The organism is Rhodococcus daqingensis (genome assembly GCF_042665615.1).
Classification (GTDB): domain Bacteria; phylum Actinomycetota; class Actinomycetes; order Mycobacteriales; family Mycobacteriaceae; genus Rhodococcus_G; species Rhodococcus_G daqingensis.
Genome location: NZ_JBHTCS010000028.1, coordinates 310,921 through 331,460, shown reverse-complemented (window position 1 = coordinate 331,460; position 20,540 = coordinate 310,921). Strand labels below are relative to the sequence as shown.

Genomic DNA, 20,540 nt, shown 5'->3' with positions numbered 1-20,540 from the left:
CACGAGGCCGGTCGACGGAGTGATCCGTCGGCCGGCCTCGGTCGTTGCGTGTCGCGGTCGTTGAGTGTCGTCAGGGGGAGCGGGATTCCTTCTCGGCGACGAGCAGGTAGGCGGCCATCAGCCGCTTCAGCTCGTCGACGGCGTCGGAGTGGCTCTGCCCGTCCTGGACCGAGAAGTTGAGCATCGAGTACACGACGTGGACGAGGACGTCCGCCATCATCGTGCGGCGGTCGCGTTCGGTGCGTGGGGTGAGCGGGGCGAGCATCCGGGAGATCTGCTCGGCGAGCTGCTTCTCCTGGATCTTTCCGGTGGCGCGGGTGGACGGGGTGGACTGCATCGCCAGCCACACCTCGCGCCGCGACGGGTCCGAGGTCCACAGTTTCGCGAGGTGGTCGACGAAATTGTTCAGGAAGCGCAGCCAGTCGAGCGAGGGCACCTCGCCGTTGAACTGCTCGAGTTCGTCGCGGACGGCGGTGAAGTCCTGCCGGTTCAGCTCGCACACGATCACGTACTTGTTGGCGAAGAACTGGTAGAGCGTGCCGATTGGGACATCGGCCCTGGACGCGACCTCCTCGCAGGTGAACGACTCGAACCCGACATCGGTGAGCAGTTCCCGGGAGGACGCGAGCAACGCGTCGAACTTGCGCCTGCTGCGCTCCTGGGTCGGCCGCTTGCGGGGGAGCAGTTCCTGCGGAGCTTCCTCCAGCGCGGCCGGGCCGGTTCCCGCCGACAGCGCAGCCGGGCCGGCTCCCGCCTCCAGGGCCGGGTCCGCGCGGCGCGAGGTACGGCTGCTGGTCATGGGCTCCACCTGTCCAGGTTATCCGCCTTTGCCGCCGGATCCGATGAACCCCGGGTTCTGGGTGTTTCTAGGGGTACCGGGTAACTCGGGGCTATCGGGTGACGCGGTTGCGGTACAGGATGCCCGACCAGACGAAGCCGACCGCCGCGATCGCCGCGCACCAGGCGACCGCGAGCCAGGCGCTGGTCCCGATCGGGGTGCCCATCAGCAGGCCGCGGACCGTCTCGATGATCGGGGTGACCGGCTGGTTCTCGGCGAACCACCGCAGCCAGGACGGCATCGTCTCGGCCGGCACGAAGGCGCTGCTGACGTACGGCAGGAACATGATGACGAAGGTGAACCCGCTCGCCGCCTCCGGGTTCTTGGCCAGCAGGCCGAGGGCCGTCGACAGATAGGACAGGGCGAAGACGAAGGCCGCGATCATCCCGATCACACCGAGCCACTTCATCGGGTCGCCGGTCGGGCGGAAGCCCATCAGCAGTGCGACCGCGAAGACGATCGCCGTGGTGAGCAGGTTGCGGACCACGCTGGCGAGCACGTGCCCGGTCAGGAACGAGGACTGGGCGATGGGCAGCGTCCGGAATCGGTCGACGATCCCCTCGGTCATGTCGGACGAGACCCCGACCGCGGTCGTCGAGGCGCCGAAGGCGGCGCACAGCAGGATGATTCCGGGCACCACGTAGTTGATGTACGCGGTGCCGGTCTCGATCGCGCCGCCGAAGACGTACACGAACAGCAGCATCAGCATGATCGGCAGCGCGACCGCCATGATCATCGAGTCCGGGCTGCGCAGAAGGTGTTTGAGGCTGCGGCGCAGCATCGCCAGCGAATCGGCTGCGAGGGTGGGGCGGGTCATGGTCGGTGTGCTCATCGGGCCGCTGCTTTCGTGGTGGGGGCGTCGGCGTCGCGGGGCGAGCCGGTGAGGGCGAAGAAGACGTCGTCGAGGTCGGGTGTGTGCAGGGCGAACCTCTCGACCGAGATGTCGTCGTCGATGCGGTCGAGCAGGGACCGCAGGGACGCGATGCTGCCGTCGGTGGGCACCTCGACGGTCAGGGTTTCGGGGTGCGCGACGGACCCGGGCAACGCGATCGCGGCCCGGTCCAGCTGGGCGGGATCGGTGAACTGCAGCTCCATGTGGCCGCCGTGGACCAATCGTTTGAGTTCGTCGGCGGTGCCCTCGGCCACGATCCGGCCCCCGTCGATCACGGCGATGCGGTCGGCGAGCTCGTCCGCCTCGTCGAGGTACTGGGTGGTGAGGAAGATGGTCACGCCGCCCTCGACCAGTTCGCGGATGACGGTCCACATGTCGCGGCGGCTGCGCGGATCGAGTCCGGTGGTGGGTTCGTCGAGGAACACCACCTTCGGGTGCGCCACCAGACTCATCGCCAGGTCGAGGCGTCGCCGCATGCCGCCCGAGTAGGTCTCGGAGCGCCGGTCCGCCGCGTCCGAGAGGTCGAAGCGATCCAGGAGTTCGGCGGCGCGGCGCCGTGATTCGCGCCTGCCGAGGTGATTGAGCTCGCCCATGAGCGCGAGGTTCTCGCGGCCCGTGAGCAGCTTGTCGACCGCCGCGTACTGGCCCGTGACGCTGATGCTGCCCCGGACCGCCTGCGCGGATCCGGGCAGGTCGTGTCCGGCCACGCTGACCGAGCCGGAGTCGAAGGGCAGCAGGGTGGACAGGATCCGGACGGTGGTGGTCTTTCCTGCACCGTTCGCGCCGAGCAGGGCGAACACCCCTCCCTCGGGCACGAACAGGTCGAGCCCGTCGAGGACGGTGTGGTCGCCGTAGGACTTGGTGAGCCCGGCGACGGAGATCGCGCCGGTGGGTTCTTCGTGAGTCATCGGACTTCTCCCGGATTCGAAAACTGTGTATGTCATAAACTTCAGTTTATAACGTACACAGTTTTACGATGAGCGCAAGAGGTGACGACGGGAGCGGTGGAGGATGGAGACAACTGGTGCGGACAACACGGGGACCGGGGACCTGCCCCGAGCCGTCAAGCTCGCCTGGGGGCTCGCGGAACCGGGCAGCCGGGGACCGCGCCGCGGGCTGACCATCGAGAAGATTCTCGACACCGCAATCGAAGTCGCGGACGCGGAGGGAGCCGCATCGCTGTCGATGGCGCGCGTGGCCAAGGAACTGGGCTTCACGACCATGTCGCTGTATCGGTACGTCAAGAGCAAGGACGAGCTGATCGAGCTGATCACCGACCGGGTGGTGGGGCCCGCACCGCATATCGAGCCGGGCACGCCGTGGCGGGAGGCCTTGGCGCTGTGGGCCACCTCCGAGTATGAGGTGCTGATGCGGCACCCGTGGTGGCTGCAGCTGTCCATCGGGGGCGTGCCGCCGACGGGACCCAACAACATCGCATGGCTGGAGGCCGGACTCGGCTGCCTGGCCGACACCCCGCTGCCGAAGCCGCTGCGTTTCCAGATCGTCCTCAACACCTCGCTGTACGTGATCGGACGGGCGCGCTTCGCGGCGGACTTCGCGGCCGCGTCCGCCACGGTGTCGCCCGAGTACGCGGCCGCGCTGGACTATCCGGTGCTGCTGCCGCGACTGCTCGACCCGGCGAAGTTCCCCCACCTGATCGGGGCGATCACGGGCGGCGCCTTCGACACCGATCGCGAAGTCGATTGGGACGATGCGGACTTCGCTTTCGCGCTCGGCCTGTTGCTCGATGGCATCGAGAAGCTGATCATCGCGCACCGCTGAGGGGCCGGCGCCCGGTCCTCGGTTCGGGTGAGCGCCCTCATCCGAACCGGGTGAATTCGTGTCAGGGAAGCGCGTGATCCGCTGCAAATCTGTTGTGCGGGGGTGATAGTGCTTGGGAAGCCCGCGGTCGCGTCGGTGACCCGGTCCGACGTCGATTGGTGGGAACCGATGAGCGTTGACACAGTGGGGCCCGCGGGAAGCGCTGCCGCGCCGAAGCGGATCACCGTCGCACCCCGGCAGCAGTACATCACCTGGATCGCGTTGGCGATGATGACCACGAGCTCGGTGGCCAGCCTGCGTTCGGCCCCGTCGATGGCGGTGTACGGACTCGCCTGCGTGTTCCTGTACATCGTTCCGGCGATCGTGTTCCTGCTGCCGACCTCGCTGGTCGCCGCGGAACTCGCGTCGGGCTGGTCGGGCGGGGTGTACCGCTGGGTGGGCGAGGGCATCTCCGACAAGGCGGGTTTCCTCGCCGTCTGGTGTCAGTTCGCCATGACGATCTTCTACTACCCGACGCTGCTGGCCTACGTGGCGAGCACGTTCGCCTACGTGATCAACCCGTCGCTGGCCTCGAACGGGCTCTATACCGCCATCATCATCGTCACCCTGTTCTGGACCGGGGTCTTCGTCTCCTCGCGGGGGATGAAGGCGGTGGCCGGATTGTCCAGCGCCGGCCTCGTTCTCGGCACCCTGATCCCCGGTGTGCTGCTGATCATCATGGGCGTGGTGTTCCTCGGTCAGGGCAATGCCTCGGCCGCGCCGATGGAGTTCAGCGCGCTGCTGCCCGCGTGGACGGGCATCGCGAGCCTGGTGCTCATCGTGAACAACTTCCTGTCCTACTCCGGTATGGAGATGAACGCCGTCCACGTCTCGAGCCTGCGCAAGCCGGCCGGCGAGTTCCCGCGCGCGATGTTCGTCGCGATGGGGCTGGTGCTCGCGATCTTCATCCTGCCCGCGATCGCGATCAGCTGGGTGGTGCCGGCCGAGAAGCTGTCACTCACCGCCGGTGTCATGCAGGCCTTCGACACGTTCTTCGCGCACTTCGGATTCGGGTGGGCGACACCGATTCTGGCGTTGATGCTCATCGCCGCCTCACTCGGCGGGATGCTCACCTGGCTGGCCGGCCCCTCCAAGGGACTGCTCATGATCGGCCGTCAGGACGGATTCCTGCCGCCGATCCTGCAGCGGCTGAACAAGCACGGGATCCAGCAGAACATCCTCGTCGCACAGGGCGTGGTCACCACCCTCATCGCGCTGTTGTACGCCTTCATCCCGGAGGTCTCGAGCGCCTACTGGATCCTGTCGGTGATCACCACGCAGGTGTACCTCGTGGTGTACGTGCTGATGTTCGTCGCGGCGATGCGGCTGCGCAAGAACCGGCCGGATCAGCCGCGCGGCTACCGCGCGCCCGCGCTGTTCCTGCTCTGCTGGGTCGGCATCGTCTCGAGCCTCGCGGCGTTCTGCATCGGGTTCGTGCCGCCCTCGCAGTTCGGCAACGGCAGTGTCCTGGTGTACATCCTCATCGTCGGTGGCGGGTTCGGGATCGTCGGGCTCGGGGTCCCCCTGCTCATCCTGGCGATGCGCAAACCGTCGTGGAAACAGGAGATCACGGTCGATCCGTTGGCGAAGGAGGCGTGATGACCACACCCGCGGGCTCCGAGCGTCCGGCAGAAGGCGACGTCAGCATCGCGGCCGTCGACGATCTGCACGAGCGCCCGGAGAACACCCACTGGATCCTGTACCTGGCGGCCTTCGCGCTGTTCGTCGCGCTGACGGTCTGGGGGCTGGTCGCCTTCCACCAGAACGAGCGAACCGCCCAGGCGAATGCCAAGGCCACCGAGCTCGCGCAGCGGTACGAGGCGGCCGGACTGGGCGCCCTCGACGTCGACGCGACCGCGCGGGTTCTCGGGACGTCCGGTGGTCCGGCCTGCGTCGATCCGGATGGTGCGCTCAAGGCGGGCGCCCTCCACCAGCAACTCGTCAACGGCGCAGCGGGCCCCGGCCAGCGCCCCATTCTCGCCACCCACGACGTGGTGGCGGGGGAGCGGTTGGTGATCGCGGTGTACTGCCCGCAGCAGTCGGCGGGGTTCGAGGAAGACCTGAACGATCTGAAACTGGTCGACGGTGGCTAGCGGCGGCCGTCGGTGACAGCCCTGGAGGTGGCACATGTCAGATGAGATTCGTACCAAGGTGAGGGATCTGATGCCGACGGCGCGCACGGAGCTCGCCACGCTGGTGGGCTTCAAGTCGGTGGCCGACCCCCGCCAGTTCCCGCCGCAGGAGTGTGCCGACGCGGCGAACTGGGTGCGAGATGCGTTCGCCGCGGCCGGCATCGGCGAGGTCGAGCTGATCGAGACCCCGGATGGCTCGAACGCCGTCGTCGGTCATCAGCCGGGACCCGAGGGCGCCCCGACGGTGCTGCTGTACTGCCACTACGACGTTCAGCCGCCCGGCAACGAGAAGCTGTGGCACACGCCGCCGTTCGAGCTCACCGAACGGGACGGGCGCTGGTACGGACGCGGTGCCGCGGACTGCAAGGGCAACATCGTGATGCACCTGCTCGCGCTGCGGGCCCTCGGCACGCCGTTTCCGGTCGGCATCCGGGTGGTCGTCGAGGGGTCCGAGGAGATGGGCACCGGCGGCCTCGAGGCACTCGTGCAGCAGCGTCCCGATCTCTTCGAGGCGGACATGATCCTGGTGGTGGACACCGGCAACGCGGAGGTCGGTGAGCCGACGGCGACGATCACGCTGCGCGGGGTGGCGAACGTCGTCGTCCACGTCGAGACGATGGCGGGGGAGGTGCACTCCGGGATGTTCGGAGGCCCCGCGCCCGACGCCCTCGCCGCGCTGGTGCAGATGCTCGCCACGCTCCGCGACGCCGACGGCAACACCGTGGTCGAGGGCCTCGACTCGGGGCAGACATGGGATGGCGCCGAGTACCCGGAAGCGCAGTTCCGCACGGACGCGGGCGTGCTCGACGGGGTGGGCCTGGCCGGTTCGGGTTCGGTCGCGGATTCGGTGTGGGCCAGGCCCGCGCTGACGATCCTCGGGATGGACTGCCCGCCGGTCGTCGGATCGGCCGCCGCGATCCAGCCGAGGGCGTCCGCGCGGCTGAATCTTCGGGTGCCGCCGGGGATGGACCCGCAGAAGGCGCAGGACGCGCTCATCGCGCACCTCGAGGCCGCCGCCCCGTGGGGCGCACGCGTGACCGTCGAGCCGGAGCAGATCGGATCGCCGTTCCGCGCCGGCACCGACGGGCCCGGCTACGCGGCCCTCGCGGACGCGATGGCCGAGGCCTTCGGGAAGCCGCTCGGCACTGTCGGCCAGGGCGGCTCGATCCCGCTCTGCAACGTCTTCGCGAACATGATCCCCGCCGCGGAGATCGTGATGCTCGGGGTCGAGGAGCCGCGCTGCCTGATCCATGCCCCCAACGAGAGCGTCGATCCGTCCGAGATCGAGAACCTCGCGGTCGCGGAGGCGTTGTTCCTCGGGCGGTTCGCCGCCATCCGCTGACCCGCGGGGCGGGTGTCAGACGGAGAGGTCGCGGCGCAACTTGGCGACGTGCCCGGTGGCCCGGACGTTGTACTGGGCCACCTCGATCTTGCCCTGCTCGTCGACGAGGAACGTGGAGCGGATCACGCCCTGCACGGTCTTGCCGTACATGGTCTTCTCGCCGAACGCGCCCCAGGCCCGGAGCGTCTCCCGCTCCGGGTCCGACAGCAACGGGAAGGTGAGCTCCTCGTTGTCGCGGAACTTGACCAGCTTCGCGGGCTTGTCGGGAGAGATCCCGACGACGTCCAGGCCGGCGCCGATCAGCTCGGCCAGGTTGTCGCGGAAGTCACAGGCCTGCTTGGTGCAGCCGGGGGTGCTGGCGGCCGGGTAGAAGTACACGATCACCTTGCGCCCGCGGTAGTCGGCGAGCGAGACCTCCTTGCCGTCGGCGTCGGGGAGGGTGAAGCCGGGCGCGGTGTCCCCGGCGGCGAGTCTGATGTTCTCGGTCACGGGCCCAGGCTACTTCCTCCCTACGCTGCCACGCGTCGCACCGGTACGGTCATGACAAGCAAGGTCGACGAAGAGAGAAAGTGGGATTCACGTGCCCAGGGACACCGAGAGCATCGAGCGCGACATCGAGAGGGCCCGCAACCAGCTCGCCAGCACGCTCGACGAACTGAGCGTCCGCACCAACCCGAAGCGACTGGTCGAGAACGCCAAGGCCGGCCTCGTCGCCAAGGTCAACGAGCCGCCGGTCAAGTTCGCCCTGATCGGGGCGGGCGCATTGGTCGCGGTGCTGGTGCTGCGCAAGATCTTCCGCTGATCGTCGGCGGTGTCCACCCGATCCCGCGCCTTCGAGCGGACCTCGGTCGTCGAGGCTCCGCGCGAGGCCGTCTGGGCGAGGATCGTCACCCCGCAGGGCATCAACGACGAGATGATGCCCGTGATGCGGATGGCGATGCCCAGGGGCGTGCGGGGACTGACGGTGGACACCGTCCCGGTCGGCCGTCGGATCGGGCGGTGCCGGCTGTTCCTGTTCGGTGTCGTCCCGTTCGACCATGACGACCTGCTGATCGCCGAGCTCGAGCCGGGGCACCGGTTCCACGAGCGCTCGACGATGGCCTCGATGCGCGTCTGGGAGCACGAGCGGACGCTGACCGCCGAGGCCGGGCGGCGGACCCTCGTCCGCGACCGCGTGCGCTTCGAGCCGCGACGTCCCCTCGTCGCGGTCCCGGGGCTGCCCTGGCTGCTGGAGCGGGGACTCGCGTTGTTCTTCGCCCACCGGCACCGAAAGCTGCAACGGCACTTCGCCAACTGAGAACCGGTGCCAACTGAGAACCGGCGCGAGCCGAGGACGGTCCGCGACAGGCGTCGACCCCTCGACCACGACAAAGAAGGCCCCGACCGTGACGGTCGGGGCCTTCTCGTGTGCGCCCACAGGGACTCGAACCCCGGACCCAGTGATTAAGAGTCACTTGCTCTACCAACTGAGCTATAGGCGCATTGTCACTCGCTCGGGGCTCGCGCCCCGCTCTCTGCGACGTGGAGAACATTAGACGAGCGATCCGAGCGAATGCAAATCAGCCCCTCGTCCACCCTCGGCGGCCTGGTCAGAGCGCTGCCGGGGTAACGCACGCGGTCCCGGAGGCGATTGGAATGTGAACGTTATGGCGTAGGCCGAGAGGCTGTTGGATGACTCGGTGCCGTGCCTGGCATCATGGCAGTTCACAGCTCTGCAGGACCGGTGTGCGCCCCGCGGTGACCGGACGCAGACGGCGTGTTTGGTGGATACGAGTACACGAGGGTGGGGATCAGGGTGGCGACCATACGGGGAACGCTGAGTGCGGTGGCTCTCTCGGCTGCAGCGATACTTCTGGCGACCGGATGCACGGTGCAATTCGGTGAGAGTGCCGAGGCCGCGCCCGCGCAGGCCGCGATCGACCTGAACCCGGTGTTCGAGTTGATCAAGCCGAAGGTGACGTCGGTCGTCGCGGACGGCGCGGTCGGGCACTCGCCCGGCGACCCCGTCACCGTCAAGGTCGCGGACGGCAAGCTGTCGAACGTCACCCTGGTCGACCAGTCGGGCGCTCCGGTGGCCGGCGCCATCGCCCCCGACGGTCAGTCCTGGGTCAACACGCAGCCGCTGACCTACAACGGTGAATACCGTCTGCAGGCGGACGCATTCGGGCTCGGCGGCGCGAGTACGACCGTGTCGAGCTTCACGACCAGCTCGCCCGGGAACCTCACCAAGCCGTACGTGATGCCGGGGGACGGGGACGTCGTCGGGATCGGCCAGCCCGTCGCGGTGCAGTTCGACGAGTCGATCCCGGACCGCAAGGCCGCGCAGGATGCCATCACCGTGGTGACCAACCCGCCGGTACCGGGCGCCTTCTACTGGGTCAACGACCGCGAGGTGCGCTGGCGGCCCGAGAACTACTGGGCCCCGGGCACCGCGGTGACCGTGGACGTCAACGTCTTCGGCCGGAACCTCGGCGGCACCCTGTTCGGTCAGGCGAACGAGCACCGCGAGTTCCGGATCGGCGACGCGATGATCGCCTACGCCGACGACAACACCAAGCAGGTCACCTTCGAGCGCAACGGCCAGGTGGTCATGACGATGCCGACCTCGATGGGCAAGGACAGCTCGCCCACCGACAACGGTGTGTACATCATCGGGGACCGCTTCGAGCACCTGGTGATGGACTCGTCCACCTACGGCGTCCCGGTGAACTCGCCGCAGGGCTACAAGACTCCCGTCGACTACGCGACCCGAATGTCGTACAGCGGCATCTTCTTCCATTCCGCGCCGTGGTCGGTGGGGGACCAGGGCTCCGTCAACGTCAGCCACGGCTGCCTGAACCTCAGCCCCGCCAACGCCCGGTGGGTGTTCGAGAACACCAAGCGCGGCGACCTGGCGATCGTGAAGAACACCGTCGGCGGCACGCTGTCGGGCACCGACGGCCTCGGTGACTGGAATGTCCCGTGGGCGACCTGGAAGGCCGGCAACGCCTGAGGCACAGGCAACGGCGAGGGCCCCGCACCCATCCAGGGTGCGGGGCCCTCGCCGTTGTACGGACCGCCGAACCGGGCGGGGTGGGGGAACACGCCCCGGAAACGAGGAATGCCCCCCGACCGGAGTCGAGGGGCATTCCCTTCGGGTGACTGACGGGACTCGAACCCGCGACAGCCAGGATCACAACCTGGTGCTCTACCAACTGAACTACAGTCACCATCGCCGTCACGCTTGGCCCTCTCGGGCCGTTCGCAGCGGCGTGCACGATATTAGCCTGACTCGTCGCCGGAACGCCAATCGATATCTATTCGGCGACCAGATCCGTGACGACCGCGGCGATGTCGCCGGTAGAGGGCCCGGGGTCCGCGACGAACGCGGTCCGGCGGTAGTACTTGAGTTCGCGGATGGACTCCTGGATGTCCGCGAGCGCGCGGTGTGCGAGCCCCTTCTCCGGCTGGCCGAAGTAGATCCGGGGGTACCAGCGGCGGCACAGTTCCTTGATCGAGCTGACGTCGATCATCCGGTAGTGCAGGTATTCGTCGAGCGCGGGCATGTCCCTGGCGAGGAATCCGCGGTCGGTGGCGATCGAGTTGCCCGCAAGGGGGGCGGTGCCCGCGGTGGGGATGTGCTCGCGGATGTAGGCGAGCACCTGCTGCTCGGCCTCCTCGAGGGTGACCGTGGACCGGCGTACCTCCTCGGTCAGCCCGGAGCGCTCGTGCATCTCCTTGACGACGTCGGGCATGTCGGCCAGCGCGGCGTCGTCCGCGTGGATGACGATGTCCACCCCCTCGCCGAGCACGTTCAGATCGCTGTCGGTGACCAGCGCGGCCACTTCGATCAGCTTGTCCGTGCCGAGCCGGAGTCCGGTCATTTCGCAATCGATCCACACAAGTTTGTCCTGCACGAGGAACACAGTAGTCAGGAGAGGGTCGGGTTAAGGTCAACTGGTCGCTTCGCAGGCACCCGTTCGGGTGGTCGGCGGCGGACACATTCGTAGCGTTGTTGCTCCGAGGAGGGCATGAATGACCGTGGATCCAACCTCATCCGGTGAATCCGCTGCACAGGTGGACTCGGTATCGCTCGAAGAGAAAGCCAAGGCGGCCAAGGCCGCCGCGGAGGAAGCCGCCCGTGTAGCGGCGGAGGCGCTGGCGGCCGCGCAGGCAGCCGAGCAGGCCGCCGCCGAGGCCGCGCGCATTCAGGCCGCGAAGACGCCGGCCAGGCCGGCGCCGGACGACGCGGCCCCGGCGGACACGACGTCCGCCGACGCGGGTGCGGCCGAAGCGGCTCCGGCAGAAGCGACTCCGGCCGCGGCGCCCGCGGCTGCGGCGGACGCGCCTGCGCCGAATCCGGCGGCCCAGGAGATCGCCGCGGGGTACGCGTTCGAGGGCGCGGCGCTCGAGCTGGGCACGGTGATCATCGACGATGTCGTCGATCCCGCTGCGCGCGTGCGGATCCCGCTCGCCACGATCAACCGGCACGGACTGGTCGCCGGCGCGACCGGTACCGGCAAGACGAAGACGCTGCAGGGAATCTGCGAGCAGCTCTCCGCGGCGGGCGTGCCCGTCGTGATGGCCGACGTCAAGGGCGACGTGTCGGGTCTGTCCGCGCCGGGCGAGGCCAGCGAGAAGATGGCCGCCCGCGCGGTCTCGACCGGAATCAACGACTGGGCACCGACGGCGTTCCCCGTCGAGTTCCTCTCGCTCGGCACCGACGGCATCGGAATCCCGGTGCGCGCCACCATCACCAGCTTCGGGCCGATCCTGCTGAGCAAGGTGTTGGGACTCAACGAAACCCAGGAGTCCACCCTCGGGCTGATCTTCCACTGGGCGGACACCCAGGGGCTCGCGCTGCTCGACCTCAAGGACCTGCGATCGGTGATCGCGCACCTGACCTCCGACGAGGGCAAGGCCGACCTCAAGGGCATCGGCGGCGTCTCCTCGGCCACCGCGGGCGTGATCCTGCGCGCGCTGGTCAATCTGGAGGCGGACGGCGGCGACACCTTCTTCGGTGAGCCCGAGCTCGAGACCGAGGATCTGCTGCGGGTCGGACCGGACGGCAAGGGCATCATCACGCTCTTCGAGCTGGGTGCGCAGGCGGCCCGGCCGGTGATGTTCTCCACCTTCCTGATGTGGGTGCTCGCGGACCTGTTCCAGTCGCTGCCCGAGGTCGGCGACGTGGACAAGCCCAAGCTCGTGTTCATCTTCGACGAGGCCCACCTGTTGTTCGCGGACGCGTCGAAGGCCTTCCTGCAGCAGGTGGAGCAGACCGTCAAGCTGATCCGCTCCAAGGGCGTCGGTGTCTTCTTCTGCACCCAGCTGCCCACGGACGTGCCCAACAACGTGCTCTCGCAGCTCGGTGCGCGGATCCAGCACGCCCTGCGCGCGTTCACACCGGACGATCAGAAGGCGCTGAACAAGACGGTCCGGACCTACCCGAAGACCGAGCACTACGACCTGGAGAAGGCGCTGACCTCGCTGGGTATCGGTGAGGCGGTGGTGACCGTGCTGTCCGAGAAGGGCGCGCCGACACCGGTGGCGTGGGCGAAGATCCCGCCGCCGCGTTCGCTCATGGACACGATCGGTGAGCCGGCGATCCGGGCGGCGGCCGCGGCGAGCCCGCTGCACGCGAAGTACGGCCAGACCATCGACCGCGAATCCGCCTACGAGAAGCTGACCGCCAGCGTGTCCGGTGCGCCGAACGCGGACGGCATCGAGCTGCCGCCCGCCCTGCCGGACCTGCCCGATCTGCCGCCCCCGCCGCCGGACGAGCCGAGCGCCGTGGAACGGATCATGGAGAACAGCGCGGTCAAGAGCTTTCTGCGGTCGGCGGCCACCGTCGCCGGACGGGAGATCTCGCGCTCGATCTTCGGCACGGGCCGCCGCCGCAGGCGCTGACGCACCTGTGCGCGGTTGACGAGTCCCTGGACTCGTCAACCGCGCACAGGCGGCGCAGCCGCCTACGCCTTCGGGAGCAGGCGGGGGACCACCTTGCCGGTCGGGTTGCGGGGGAGTTCGTCGAGGAACGCCACCTCGCGCGGGACACAGTGCCGGGCCAGGTGCGCCTTCACGTGCGATTTGATCCCGTCCTCGGTGAGGCCGGCACCGGCGGGGTCGTCGGTGCGCACCACGTAGGCCGCCAGCCGCGCCCCGAACTCCGGATCGTCGATGCCGACGACGGCGTTCTCCAGCACCCCGGGCAGCTCGCTGAGCAGGTTCTCCACCTCACGGGGGTAGACGTTCTCGCCGCCCGAGACGATCATGTCGTCGCTGCGTCCGTCCAGGAACAGCAGGCCGCTCGGGTCGAAATGCCCCAGGTCGCCGGTGGACATGAGCCCGCCGCTGACCTCCTTCTCGCTACCGCTGCGGGTGTAGCCCTCGAACAGCATCCCGTTGCCGACGAACACCCGCCCGACCGTGCCGTGCGGCACCGGAGCTCCGTGATCGTCGAGCACCCGCACGACGGTCCCGAGCGGTGGACGGCCGGCGGTGGTGGGATGCGCGCGCAGCTCGTGCGGCTGCGCGATCGACGCCCAGCTGACCTCCGTGGAGCCGTAGAAGTTGTACAGCACGGACCCGAACACCTCGAAGGTCTTGTGCACCACCCCGGTCGGGATCGCCGAGCCGCTGGCCGCGATCACCCGCAGCGTGGAGAGATCCACGTCCCGGTCGCCGGGCGGCAGATCGGTGATCCGCTGCAGCATCGTCGGCACCACCCACAGCGCGGTGGCCCGGTGCTCGCCGATCTGGGCGACGGTGGCGGACGGGTCGAATCGGCGGGCGAGCACCATGGTCGAGCGCAGCGCCAGGCCGACCTGAGCGGCGGCCAGGCCCCAGGTGTGGAAGATCGGCGAGGCGACGACGGTGGTCTCCGCGCTGCGCAGGGGCAGCCGGGAGAGCAGTGCGGACGCGGGCATCCAGCTTCGCGGTTCGGGTCGAGTGGCGCCCTTCGGGGTGCCGGTCGTGCCGGAGGTGAGGACCACGATCCGGCCACGCCTCGGGCGGCGCGGGAGCGAGGCCGTGCTCCGCCGCCCGCTCGCGAGCAGATCCTCGACACCCACCCGGTCTGCAGTTCCAGGACGCTCCGCAGGCTCCGCGTCGGCGTTTTTCGGACGCTCCGCAGGCTCCGCGTCGGCGTTTTTCGGACGCTCCGCGGGCTCCGCGTCGGCGTTCTTCGGACGCTCCGCGGGCTCCGCGTCGGCGAACACCGCCACCCGAGGGGCGGTGTCGGTCAGCAGCGGGGTGAACTCGGAGTCGACCAGCAACCAGTCGATCTTCTGTTCGGCGAGCACCTCGGCGAGCTGGGTGGTCGAGGCCCCGGTGTTCAGCAGCACCAGGTCGGTGCCGAGCCGGGCGGAGGCGCCCATCGCGATCAGGAAGCCGCGGTGATTGCGGGCCAGGATGCCGATTCGTCCGCGTTCGCGCAGCCCACGCTCGCGCAGCGCGGTGGCGAGTGCGCGGGCGTCCGCGTTGAGCTGCCGGTAGCTGACCGGCCCGCGGTCGTCGACGACGGCGATCCGGTCGCCGTCGCGACGTGCGGCCACCGCGAGGAGTCCACCCGCGGTGAAGTCCCACTGATACCAGGCCGAGACGACGCCCGCGAGCCGCCCCGGCCCCATCGGGCCGACGATGCCGGCCTTGGTGACGGGCACGAGCCCCTTGAGTAGGTCGGTTGCTCCGGAAACGCTCGGCATCTCGTCGGTGTCCTCCTGGCTCTGGGGGCGTATGGCGGCGGCCACAGTCCCCAGTAACTTACTCGGCGGTAAGGATCGCTGCCAGTGGGTGCCCGATCACTACAGCGAAGCCTCCCTTCGGAGCAGGTCGTCGACGGTCTCGCGGCGGACCAGTTCGCGGGCCGCGCCGTTGCAGACCGCGATGATCGGCGGCCGGCCCACCGAGTTGTAGCTGGACGCGAGGCTGTGGTGGTACGCGCCGGTGCCGGGTATCGCCAGCACATCGCCGGGGTGCAGGTCCGCGGGCAGTTGCACGTCGACGGCCAGTTCGTCACCCGACTCACAGTGCCGACCCGCGATGGTGACCGGGACCTGGGCGCCCACCGGGTGGCGATTGGCGAGCGCGACGCCGTACCGGGCCCCGTAGAGGCACACGCGCGGGTTGTCGCTCATGCCGCCGTCGACGCAGACGAAGGTGCGCCCGCCCACGATGTGCTTGACGGACACCACCCGGTACACGGTCACCCCCGCCCTGGCGACGATGGCGCGTCCCGGCTCGAGGGTGATGCGCGGTCGGGGGAACCGGTGCCGCGCGCAGGCCTCGTCGAGCGCGTCCTCGATGGTCGAGGCGAGCTGGGTGAGGTCCAGTGCCACGCCGTCGAAACCGTACGAGACCGCGTGGCCGCCACCGAGATTGAGCTCGGTCAGGATGAGTCCGTGATCGTGGTACACCTGCGCCATCTGGGCGATCATCCGGTGTACCGCGGTGCCGAAGTGCTCGGGTTCGGTGATCTGCGACCCCAGGTGGCAGTGCAGGCCGATCAGGTTCAGGTGTGGTTGGTCGATCACCCGCTTGATCGCGGCGTCGGCCTGGCCGTGTTCGATGGGGAAGCCGAACTTCTGGTCCGTGACCCCGGTTCTGACGGCGCGGTGACCGTGCACGTCGATGTCCGGGGTGACCCGGACCAGGACGTCCTGCTTGTGGTCGAGGGTCGAGCCGAGAACCACGATCTCGGTGTGCGAGTCGATGACGATGCGGCCGACGCCCGCCTCGAGCGCGGCGCCGAGTTCGGCCGGGGTCTTGGCGTTGCCGTGCATGATGATTCGGCGTGCGTCGAACCCCGCCGACAGCGCGATCGCCAGTTCCCCCGCCGAGCACACGTCGAGGGCCAACCCCTCCTGACCCACCCACGAGGCGAGGGCCCGGGTCATCAGGGCCTTGCCCGCGTAGGCGATCTCGGCCTCCGGAAAGATCTCGCGGTAGGTGCGGCAGCGGTGCCGGACGTCCAGCTCGTCGATCACATAGCTGGGCGTTCCGTACTGGTCGGCGATGTCGGCCAGCGCGACGCCGCCCACGGTGATCCGGCCGAGGTCGTCGTGGTGGGTGTTGACCGGCCACACCGCGGGATCGAGCCGCGGGGCCATGGCAGAGCGCAGCGACGGAAAGATGTCGAGAAGGGTCACCGGGTTCTCCTAGGGGTGTGGGTTCACTCTCCGGAGTACTCGCGTTCCGCCGCGGTGCCGCGGCCCCTGACGCGACCTTGACGTCGACGCGTCCCGGCTTGACGTCACGCTGACGGGCCGGGCGCCGCGGGCAGCCGGACCACCTGGGCGGCGTAGGACAGGCCGGCCCCGAAGGCGATCAGCAGGGCCGTGCCGCCCTCGCGCGCTTCTCCGGATCGCAGGAGCGTGTCCATCGCCAGGGGGACCGACGCCGCCGACGTGTTGCCTGCGTCGACGATGTCGCGCGCCACGGCGGCATCGGGCGAGAGCCGCAGCCGCTTGGCGATGATGTCGGTGATCCGGAGGTTCGCCTGGTGTGGGATGAAAGCGTCCAGCTGTTCGGGCGCGACACCGGCCCGGTCCATCGCGGCCCCGGCCACCTTCTCCATCTCGAATGCCGCCCAACGGAACACGGCCCTTCCGTCGAACTTGACGGTCGGCCGCGGCCCGGTCGGATTGTCGCGGTAGACGTCCCAGGACGGGGCCTGGCAGATCACATTCGACTGTGACCCGTCCGAGCCCCACTCGACCGGTCCGATCCCGGGGCTCTGCGACGGTCCCACCACCACGGCCCCCGCGCCGTCGGCGAAGATGAACGCGGTCGTCCGGTCGGTCATGTCGAGGCATTCGCTCATCCGCTCGACACCGATGACCAGGACGTGCTCCGCGCTGCCGCCCCGGACCATGTCGGAGGCGACAGCGAGGCTGTGGCAGAAGCCGGCGCACCCGGCCGAGACGTCGAAGCCCGCCCCGTAGATGCCGAGTCGGTGGGCGATCTGCGGGGCGACGGCGGGGGACTGGTAGAGGTAGGTGGACGTCGCGACGATCACACAGCCGATCTGCTCGGCCGACACCCCGGACGACGCCAGCGCCCGGTGGCCTGCCGCGACGGACATCTCGAGGACCGACTCCTCCGGCCCGGCGAACCGCCTGGACTTGATCCCGGAGCGGGTCTGGATCCACTCGTCACTGGAGTCGATGCTCTGACAGATCTCGGCGTTGTCGACCACGCGGGACGGGCGGTACACACCCAGCCCGATGATCGCGCTGTGCGGTGAGCCGGTGGTGGCGGTGATCGGGGTGGCCATCGTTCATCTCCTGAGGTGGCGGATGTTGTCTTGCCACTCCAGCGTCGGACCCGGCCGGGCCCGACGGTAGGCACCCTAGGGGTCGCCGATCGCCCCCTGGTGCGACAACCGGATTCGGCTCGCTGCCGGCGAGCCGAATCCGGTCGTGGGTTCACCAGCCGGAGCCGGATCCTCCCGATCCGGTGTTGGCGAGGATGGTGCCGATGACCATCTGTGCGATACCGGCGACAGAGCCAACAAATTCCACGGTGTCCTCCGACTCTTCTCAGCGCCGATTGTCCGGCGTAGTCGTGAACTTAGCCGAACTATCTACCGAAGACGGTGTGTTTCCGGAGTTCTCGGCTCCAGGTGGAAGGAGGGTCGGCCGGGGTGGGCCGCTAGCCCCCCAGCTTCTTGTAGAACGTGCCCACGATCGGCGCGATCACCGCGCGCGGGCTGTACTGGCCTGCCACCGACATGCCCTTGCTCAGGATGCCCGGCACCACCCGCATCTTGTTCTTGGCCAGCGCGTCCAGCGACAGCTTTGCGGTGTACTCGCTGGAGATCCAGAGGAAGTCGGGCACCAGCTTGTCGACGATGGACGCCTCCGCCGGGTCCGGGACCTCCGTGCGCACCGGTCCGGGAGCCAGCAGGGTGACGTGCACGCCCGTGCCGGTGAGCTCGCCGCGCAGCGACTCGGAGAAGGTGTTCACGAACGCCTTGGTGGCCGCATAGGTGGCGTTGTTCGGGATCGGCATGTTGCCCGCCGCCGATCCGACCATGAGGATGCCGCCGGAGTCGCGCGCGAGCATCCCGGGCAGCACGGCCAGCGTGAGGTCGTGCACGGCAACGGCATTGAGCTCGACCTGGGCGCGTTCGTACCCGGGATCGAGCTCGGACACCGGGCCGAAGGTGGCGATCCCGGCGTTGTTGCACAGGATGCTGATCGGGCGCTGCGAGAGCTCGGCGACCAGGACGCCGCGCTGGTCTCGATCGGACAGGTCGACCGCGCGGACCTCGACCTCGACGCCGTGCGCCGCGGTCAGCTTCGCCGCCAGCGCGTCGAGCAGGTCGCCGCGGCGGGCCACCAGGATCAGCGAGTGGCCGCGCGCGGCCAGGTCGGCGGCCAGCGCCTCGCCGATGCCGGAGGAGGCGCCGGTCACGACCGCGCGGGAGTCAGGGGTGGGGGTAGGCAGGCTCACCGGGTCAGGCTAACGGGTCAGAGGACCGCGGCAAGCCGGGTGCCCTGGTCGATGGCCCGCTTGGCGTCCAGCTCGGCCGCGACATCCGCCCCGCCGATCACGTGGATGGTCACCCCGGCCGACTCCAGGTCGCCGACGAGCTCGCGCACCGACTCCTGGCCCGCGCAGATCACCACGTTGTCGACGGCGAGGACCTGCGGTCGCTCGCGCTTCTCGCCGAAGGTGATGTGCAGCCCGTCGTCGTCGATCCGCTCGTAGTTCACGCCCGAGATCTGGTGCACATCCTTCTTCTTCAGGGCGGCCCGGTGCACCCAGCCGGAGGTCTTGCCCAGACGCGCGCCGATCGGGCCGGGCTTGCGCTGGAGCAGGTACACCTCCCGCGGCGACGGCTCGGTCTCCGGCGTGGTGAGCGAGCCGGGAGCGGTGTCGGAGACCGTGACGCCCCACTCGCGCTTCCACTCGTCCAGGTCGAGGGTGGGGGAGACGGCGTGGGTGAGGTACTCGGAGACGTCCACGCCGATACCGCCCGCACCGATCACCGCGACCCGGTCGCCGACGGGCCTGCCGTCGCGGACGAGCTCGGCGTACGAGAGCACGCTGGGGTGGTCGATGCCCGGGATGCTCGGCACCCGTGGGGTCACCCCGGTGGCGAGGACGACCTCGTCGTACCCGCCGTCGATCAGCCGGCGGGCGTCGACCCGTGTGCCCAGGTGCACCTTGACCCCGGTCAGTTCCAGTTGCCGGGTGTAGTAGCGGATGGTCTCGGCGAACTCCTCCTTGCCGGGGATCCGCCGGGCGATGCCGAACTGGCCGCCGATCTCGGCGCCCGCCTCGAAGAGGTCGACGGTATGGCCGCGCTGCGCGAGGCCCAGCGCCGCGGACAGGCCCGCGGGTCCGGCCCCGACGACGGCCACGTTCTTCGCGCGCCGGGTCGGTGCCAGCACCAGCTCGGTCTCGCGGCCGGCACGGGGGTTGAGCAGGCAGGAGACCTTCTTGTTGCCGAAGGCGTGGTCGAGGCAGGCCTGATTGCAGGCGATGCAGGTGTTGATCTCGTCGCCGCGGTCGGCCCCGGCCTTGCGGACCCACTCGGGGTCGGCGAGCATCGGCCGGGCCATCGAGATCAGCTCGGCGTCGCCGCGGGCGAGGATCTCCTCGGCGACCTCGGGCATGTTGATCCGGTTCGACGCGCAGACCGGGATCGACACGGCCGCGGCGACCTTGGCGGTGAACTCGACGAAGGCGGCGCGCGGCACCGAGGTGACGATGGTGGGCACCCGCGACTCGTGCCAGCCGATGTCGGTGTTGATGATCGACGTGCCTGCGTCCTCGAGCTCGGTTGCCAGGGCGGAGATCTCGTCCCAGGTCTGGCCATTGTCGACGAGGTCGGCCATCGACAGCCGGAAGACGATGATGAAGTTCGGCCCGACCGCCGCGCGGGTGCGCCGCACGATCTCGACGGCAAGCCGGCGCCGGTTCTCGGCGCTGCCGCCCCACTTGTCCTTGCGCTTGTTGGTGCGGGCCGCGAGGAACTGGTTGATGAAATATCCCTCGCCGCCCATGATCTCGACGCCGTCATAGCCGGCGGACTGCGCGAGCTCCGCGCAGCGCACGTAGTCGTCGATGGTGCTCTCGACGCCGCGGCCGGTCAGCGCCCGGGGCCGGAAGGGGTTGATGGGGGACTTGATCGAGGACGCCGACACGCTCAGGGGCTGGTAGGAGTACCGGCCCGCGTGCAGGATCTGCAGGGCGATCTTGCCGCCCTCGGCGTGGACGGCGTCGGTCACCTCGCGGTGCAGCTTCGCCGCCTTGCGGGTGGTGAGCTTGGCGCCGAGGGGCAGCAGCCAGCCGGTGCGGTTCGGCGCGTAGCCGCCGGTGATGATCAGGCCGACGCCGCCGCGGGCCCGCTCGGCGAAATACGCGGCGAGTTTCGGGATGTCGCGTGCGCGGTCCTCGAGCCCGGTGTGCATCGAGCCCATCACCACGCGATTGTGCAGCGTGGTGAAGCCCAGGTCCAACGGGGACAACAGGTTCGGGTACGGGTTGCTCACGTGGGCGGCCTTTCGGGTCGGACTCGGGCTGGAG

The 20,540-nt window shown here is 69.2% G+C and carries 18 protein-coding genes and 2 tRNA genes; 8 read left to right on the top strand and 12 right to left on the bottom strand.

Annotated features, from left to right (window positions below):
• Positions 1-70: 70 nt before the first annotated feature.
• From ACFQS9_RS23765 to ACFQS9_RS23755, 3 genes are all read right to left on the bottom strand, one after another.
• Positions 71-799 carry a TetR/AcrR family transcriptional regulator gene (locus ACFQS9_RS23765; protein WP_378409011.1) on the bottom strand — a complete coding sequence of 243 codons (729 nt, stop codon included), beginning with the start codon at positions 797-799 and terminating at the stop codon, positions 71-73.
• Between the two features lie 91 nt (positions 800-890).
• A complete protein-coding gene (locus ACFQS9_RS23760) occupies positions 891-1,670 on the bottom strand; it encodes an ABC transporter permease (RefSeq protein ID WP_378409010.1) in 780 nt (259 codons plus the stop codon).
• Positions 1,667-2,638, bottom strand: a complete 972-nt coding sequence (locus tag ACFQS9_RS23755) for an ATP-binding cassette domain-containing protein (protein WP_378409009.1) — start codon at positions 2,636-2,638, stop codon at positions 1,667-1,669. Before ACFQS9_RS23755 ends, ACFQS9_RS23760 begins: the two co-directional genes overlap by 4 nt.
• Positions 2,639-2,741: 103 nt before the next feature.
• Between ACFQS9_RS23755 and ACFQS9_RS23750 the strand changes: the two genes are divergently transcribed.
• The 4 genes from ACFQS9_RS23750 (at position 2,742) to ACFQS9_RS23735 (ending at position 7,025) form a co-directional block, all read left to right on the top strand.
• Complete coding sequence (locus ACFQS9_RS23750) at positions 2,742-3,512, top strand: TetR/AcrR family transcriptional regulator (RefSeq protein WP_378409008.1); 771 nt, start codon at positions 2,742-2,744, stop codon at positions 3,510-3,512.
• A gap of 168 nt (positions 3,513-3,680) precedes the next feature.
• Positions 3,681-5,150 carry a glutamate/gamma-aminobutyrate antiporter GadC gene (locus ACFQS9_RS23745; RefSeq protein ID WP_378409007.1) on the top strand — a complete coding sequence of 490 codons (1,470 nt, stop codon included), beginning with the start codon at positions 3,681-3,683 and terminating at the stop codon, positions 5,148-5,150.
• Positions 5,150-5,644: a hypothetical protein gene (locus tag ACFQS9_RS23740; RefSeq protein ID WP_378409006.1), complete on the top strand. Its 495-nt coding sequence runs from the start codon at positions 5,150-5,152 to the stop codon at positions 5,642-5,644. The genes ACFQS9_RS23745 and ACFQS9_RS23740 overlap by 1 nt, the downstream gene beginning before the upstream one ends.
• A gap of 34 nt (positions 5,645-5,678) precedes the next feature.
• Positions 5,679-7,025, top strand: a complete 1,347-nt coding sequence (locus tag ACFQS9_RS23735; protein WP_378409005.1) for a dipeptidase — start codon at positions 5,679-5,681, stop codon at positions 7,023-7,025.
• Between the two features lie 15 nt (positions 7,026-7,040).
• Here the strand turns inward: ACFQS9_RS23735 and bcp are convergent, their stop codons facing one another.
• Positions 7,041-7,514 carry a thioredoxin-dependent thiol peroxidase gene (gene bcp, locus ACFQS9_RS23730; protein ID WP_378409004.1) on the bottom strand — a complete coding sequence of 158 codons (474 nt, stop codon included), beginning with the start codon at positions 7,512-7,514 and terminating at the stop codon, positions 7,041-7,043.
• A gap of 91 nt (positions 7,515-7,605) precedes the next feature.
• Between bcp and ACFQS9_RS23725 the strand changes: the two genes are divergently transcribed.
• Together ACFQS9_RS23725 and ACFQS9_RS23720 are read left to right on the top strand one after the other, a co-directional pair.
• Positions 7,606-7,827, top strand: coding sequence for a DUF3618 domain-containing protein (locus ACFQS9_RS23725; protein WP_378409003.1), 222 nt, complete (start codon positions 7,606-7,608; stop codon positions 7,825-7,827).
• Positions 7,828-7,836: 9 nt separating this feature from the next.
• The gene (locus ACFQS9_RS23720) at positions 7,837-8,322 is read left to right on the top strand and encodes a hypothetical protein (protein WP_378409002.1); all 486 of its coding nucleotides are present in this window, start codon (positions 7,837-7,839) and stop codon (positions 8,320-8,322) included.
• Positions 8,323-8,433: 111 nt separating this feature from the next.
• On the opposite strand, the gene ACFQS9_RS23715 is transcribed toward ACFQS9_RS23720, so the two are convergent.
• Positions 8,434-8,506: transfer RNA gene (locus tag ACFQS9_RS23715), tRNA-Lys, on the bottom strand.
• A 323-nt stretch (positions 8,507-8,829) separates the two neighbouring features.
• On the opposite strand from ACFQS9_RS23715, the gene ACFQS9_RS23710 reads away from it, so the two are divergent.
• Positions 8,830-10,017 (top strand): L,D-transpeptidase, encoded by a 1,188-nt coding sequence (locus tag ACFQS9_RS23710; RefSeq protein ID WP_378409059.1) that lies wholly within the window; start codon positions 8,830-8,832, stop codon positions 10,015-10,017.
• 144 nt (positions 10,018-10,161) lie between these two features.
• On the opposite strand, the gene ACFQS9_RS23705 is transcribed toward ACFQS9_RS23710, so the two are convergent.
• A tRNA-His gene (locus tag ACFQS9_RS23705) sits at positions 10,162-10,234 on the bottom strand.
• 87 nt (positions 10,235-10,321) lie between these two features.
• Positions 10,322-10,921: an oligoribonuclease gene (gene orn, locus ACFQS9_RS23700; RefSeq protein ID WP_378409001.1), complete on the bottom strand. Its 600-nt coding sequence runs from the start codon at positions 10,919-10,921 to the stop codon at positions 10,322-10,324.
• A gap of 118 nt (positions 10,922-11,039) precedes the next feature.
• Between orn and ACFQS9_RS23695 the strand changes: the two genes are divergently transcribed.
• Complete coding sequence (locus tag ACFQS9_RS23695) at positions 11,040-12,911, top strand: helicase HerA-like domain-containing protein (protein WP_378409000.1); 1,872 nt, start codon at positions 11,040-11,042, stop codon at positions 12,909-12,911.
• 62 nt (positions 12,912-12,973) lie between these two features.
• Here ACFQS9_RS23695 and ACFQS9_RS23690 read toward each other — a convergent pair whose 3' ends face one another.
• The 5 genes from ACFQS9_RS23690 to ACFQS9_RS23670 form a co-directional block, all read right to left on the bottom strand.
• Positions 12,974-14,752 (bottom strand): AMP-binding protein, encoded by a 1,779-nt coding sequence (locus ACFQS9_RS23690; protein WP_378408999.1) that lies wholly within the window; start codon positions 14,750-14,752, stop codon positions 12,974-12,976.
• A 54-nt stretch (positions 14,753-14,806) separates the two neighbouring features.
• On the bottom strand, positions 14,807-16,150 hold the full coding sequence (gene lysA, locus ACFQS9_RS23685; RefSeq protein ID WP_378408998.1) for a diaminopimelate decarboxylase: 1,344 nt from the start codon (positions 16,148-16,150) through the stop codon (positions 14,807-14,809).
• Positions 16,151-16,254: 104 nt separating this feature from the next.
• The gene (locus ACFQS9_RS23680; RefSeq protein WP_378408997.1) at positions 16,255-17,277 is read right to left on the bottom strand and encodes a beta-ketoacyl-ACP synthase III; all 1,023 of its coding nucleotides are present in this window, start codon (positions 17,275-17,277) and stop codon (positions 16,255-16,257) included.
• Between the two features lie 377 nt (positions 17,278-17,654).
• Positions 17,655-18,458 carry a mycolate reductase gene (gene cmrA, locus ACFQS9_RS23675; protein ID WP_378408996.1) on the bottom strand — a complete coding sequence of 268 codons (804 nt, stop codon included), beginning with the start codon at positions 18,456-18,458 and terminating at the stop codon, positions 17,655-17,657.
• A 17-nt stretch (positions 18,459-18,475) separates the two neighbouring features.
• Positions 18,476-20,506 (bottom strand): oxidoreductase, encoded by a 2,031-nt coding sequence (locus tag ACFQS9_RS23670; protein WP_378408995.1) that lies wholly within the window; start codon positions 20,504-20,506, stop codon positions 18,476-18,478.
• Positions 20,507-20,540 lie beyond the last annotated feature (34 nt).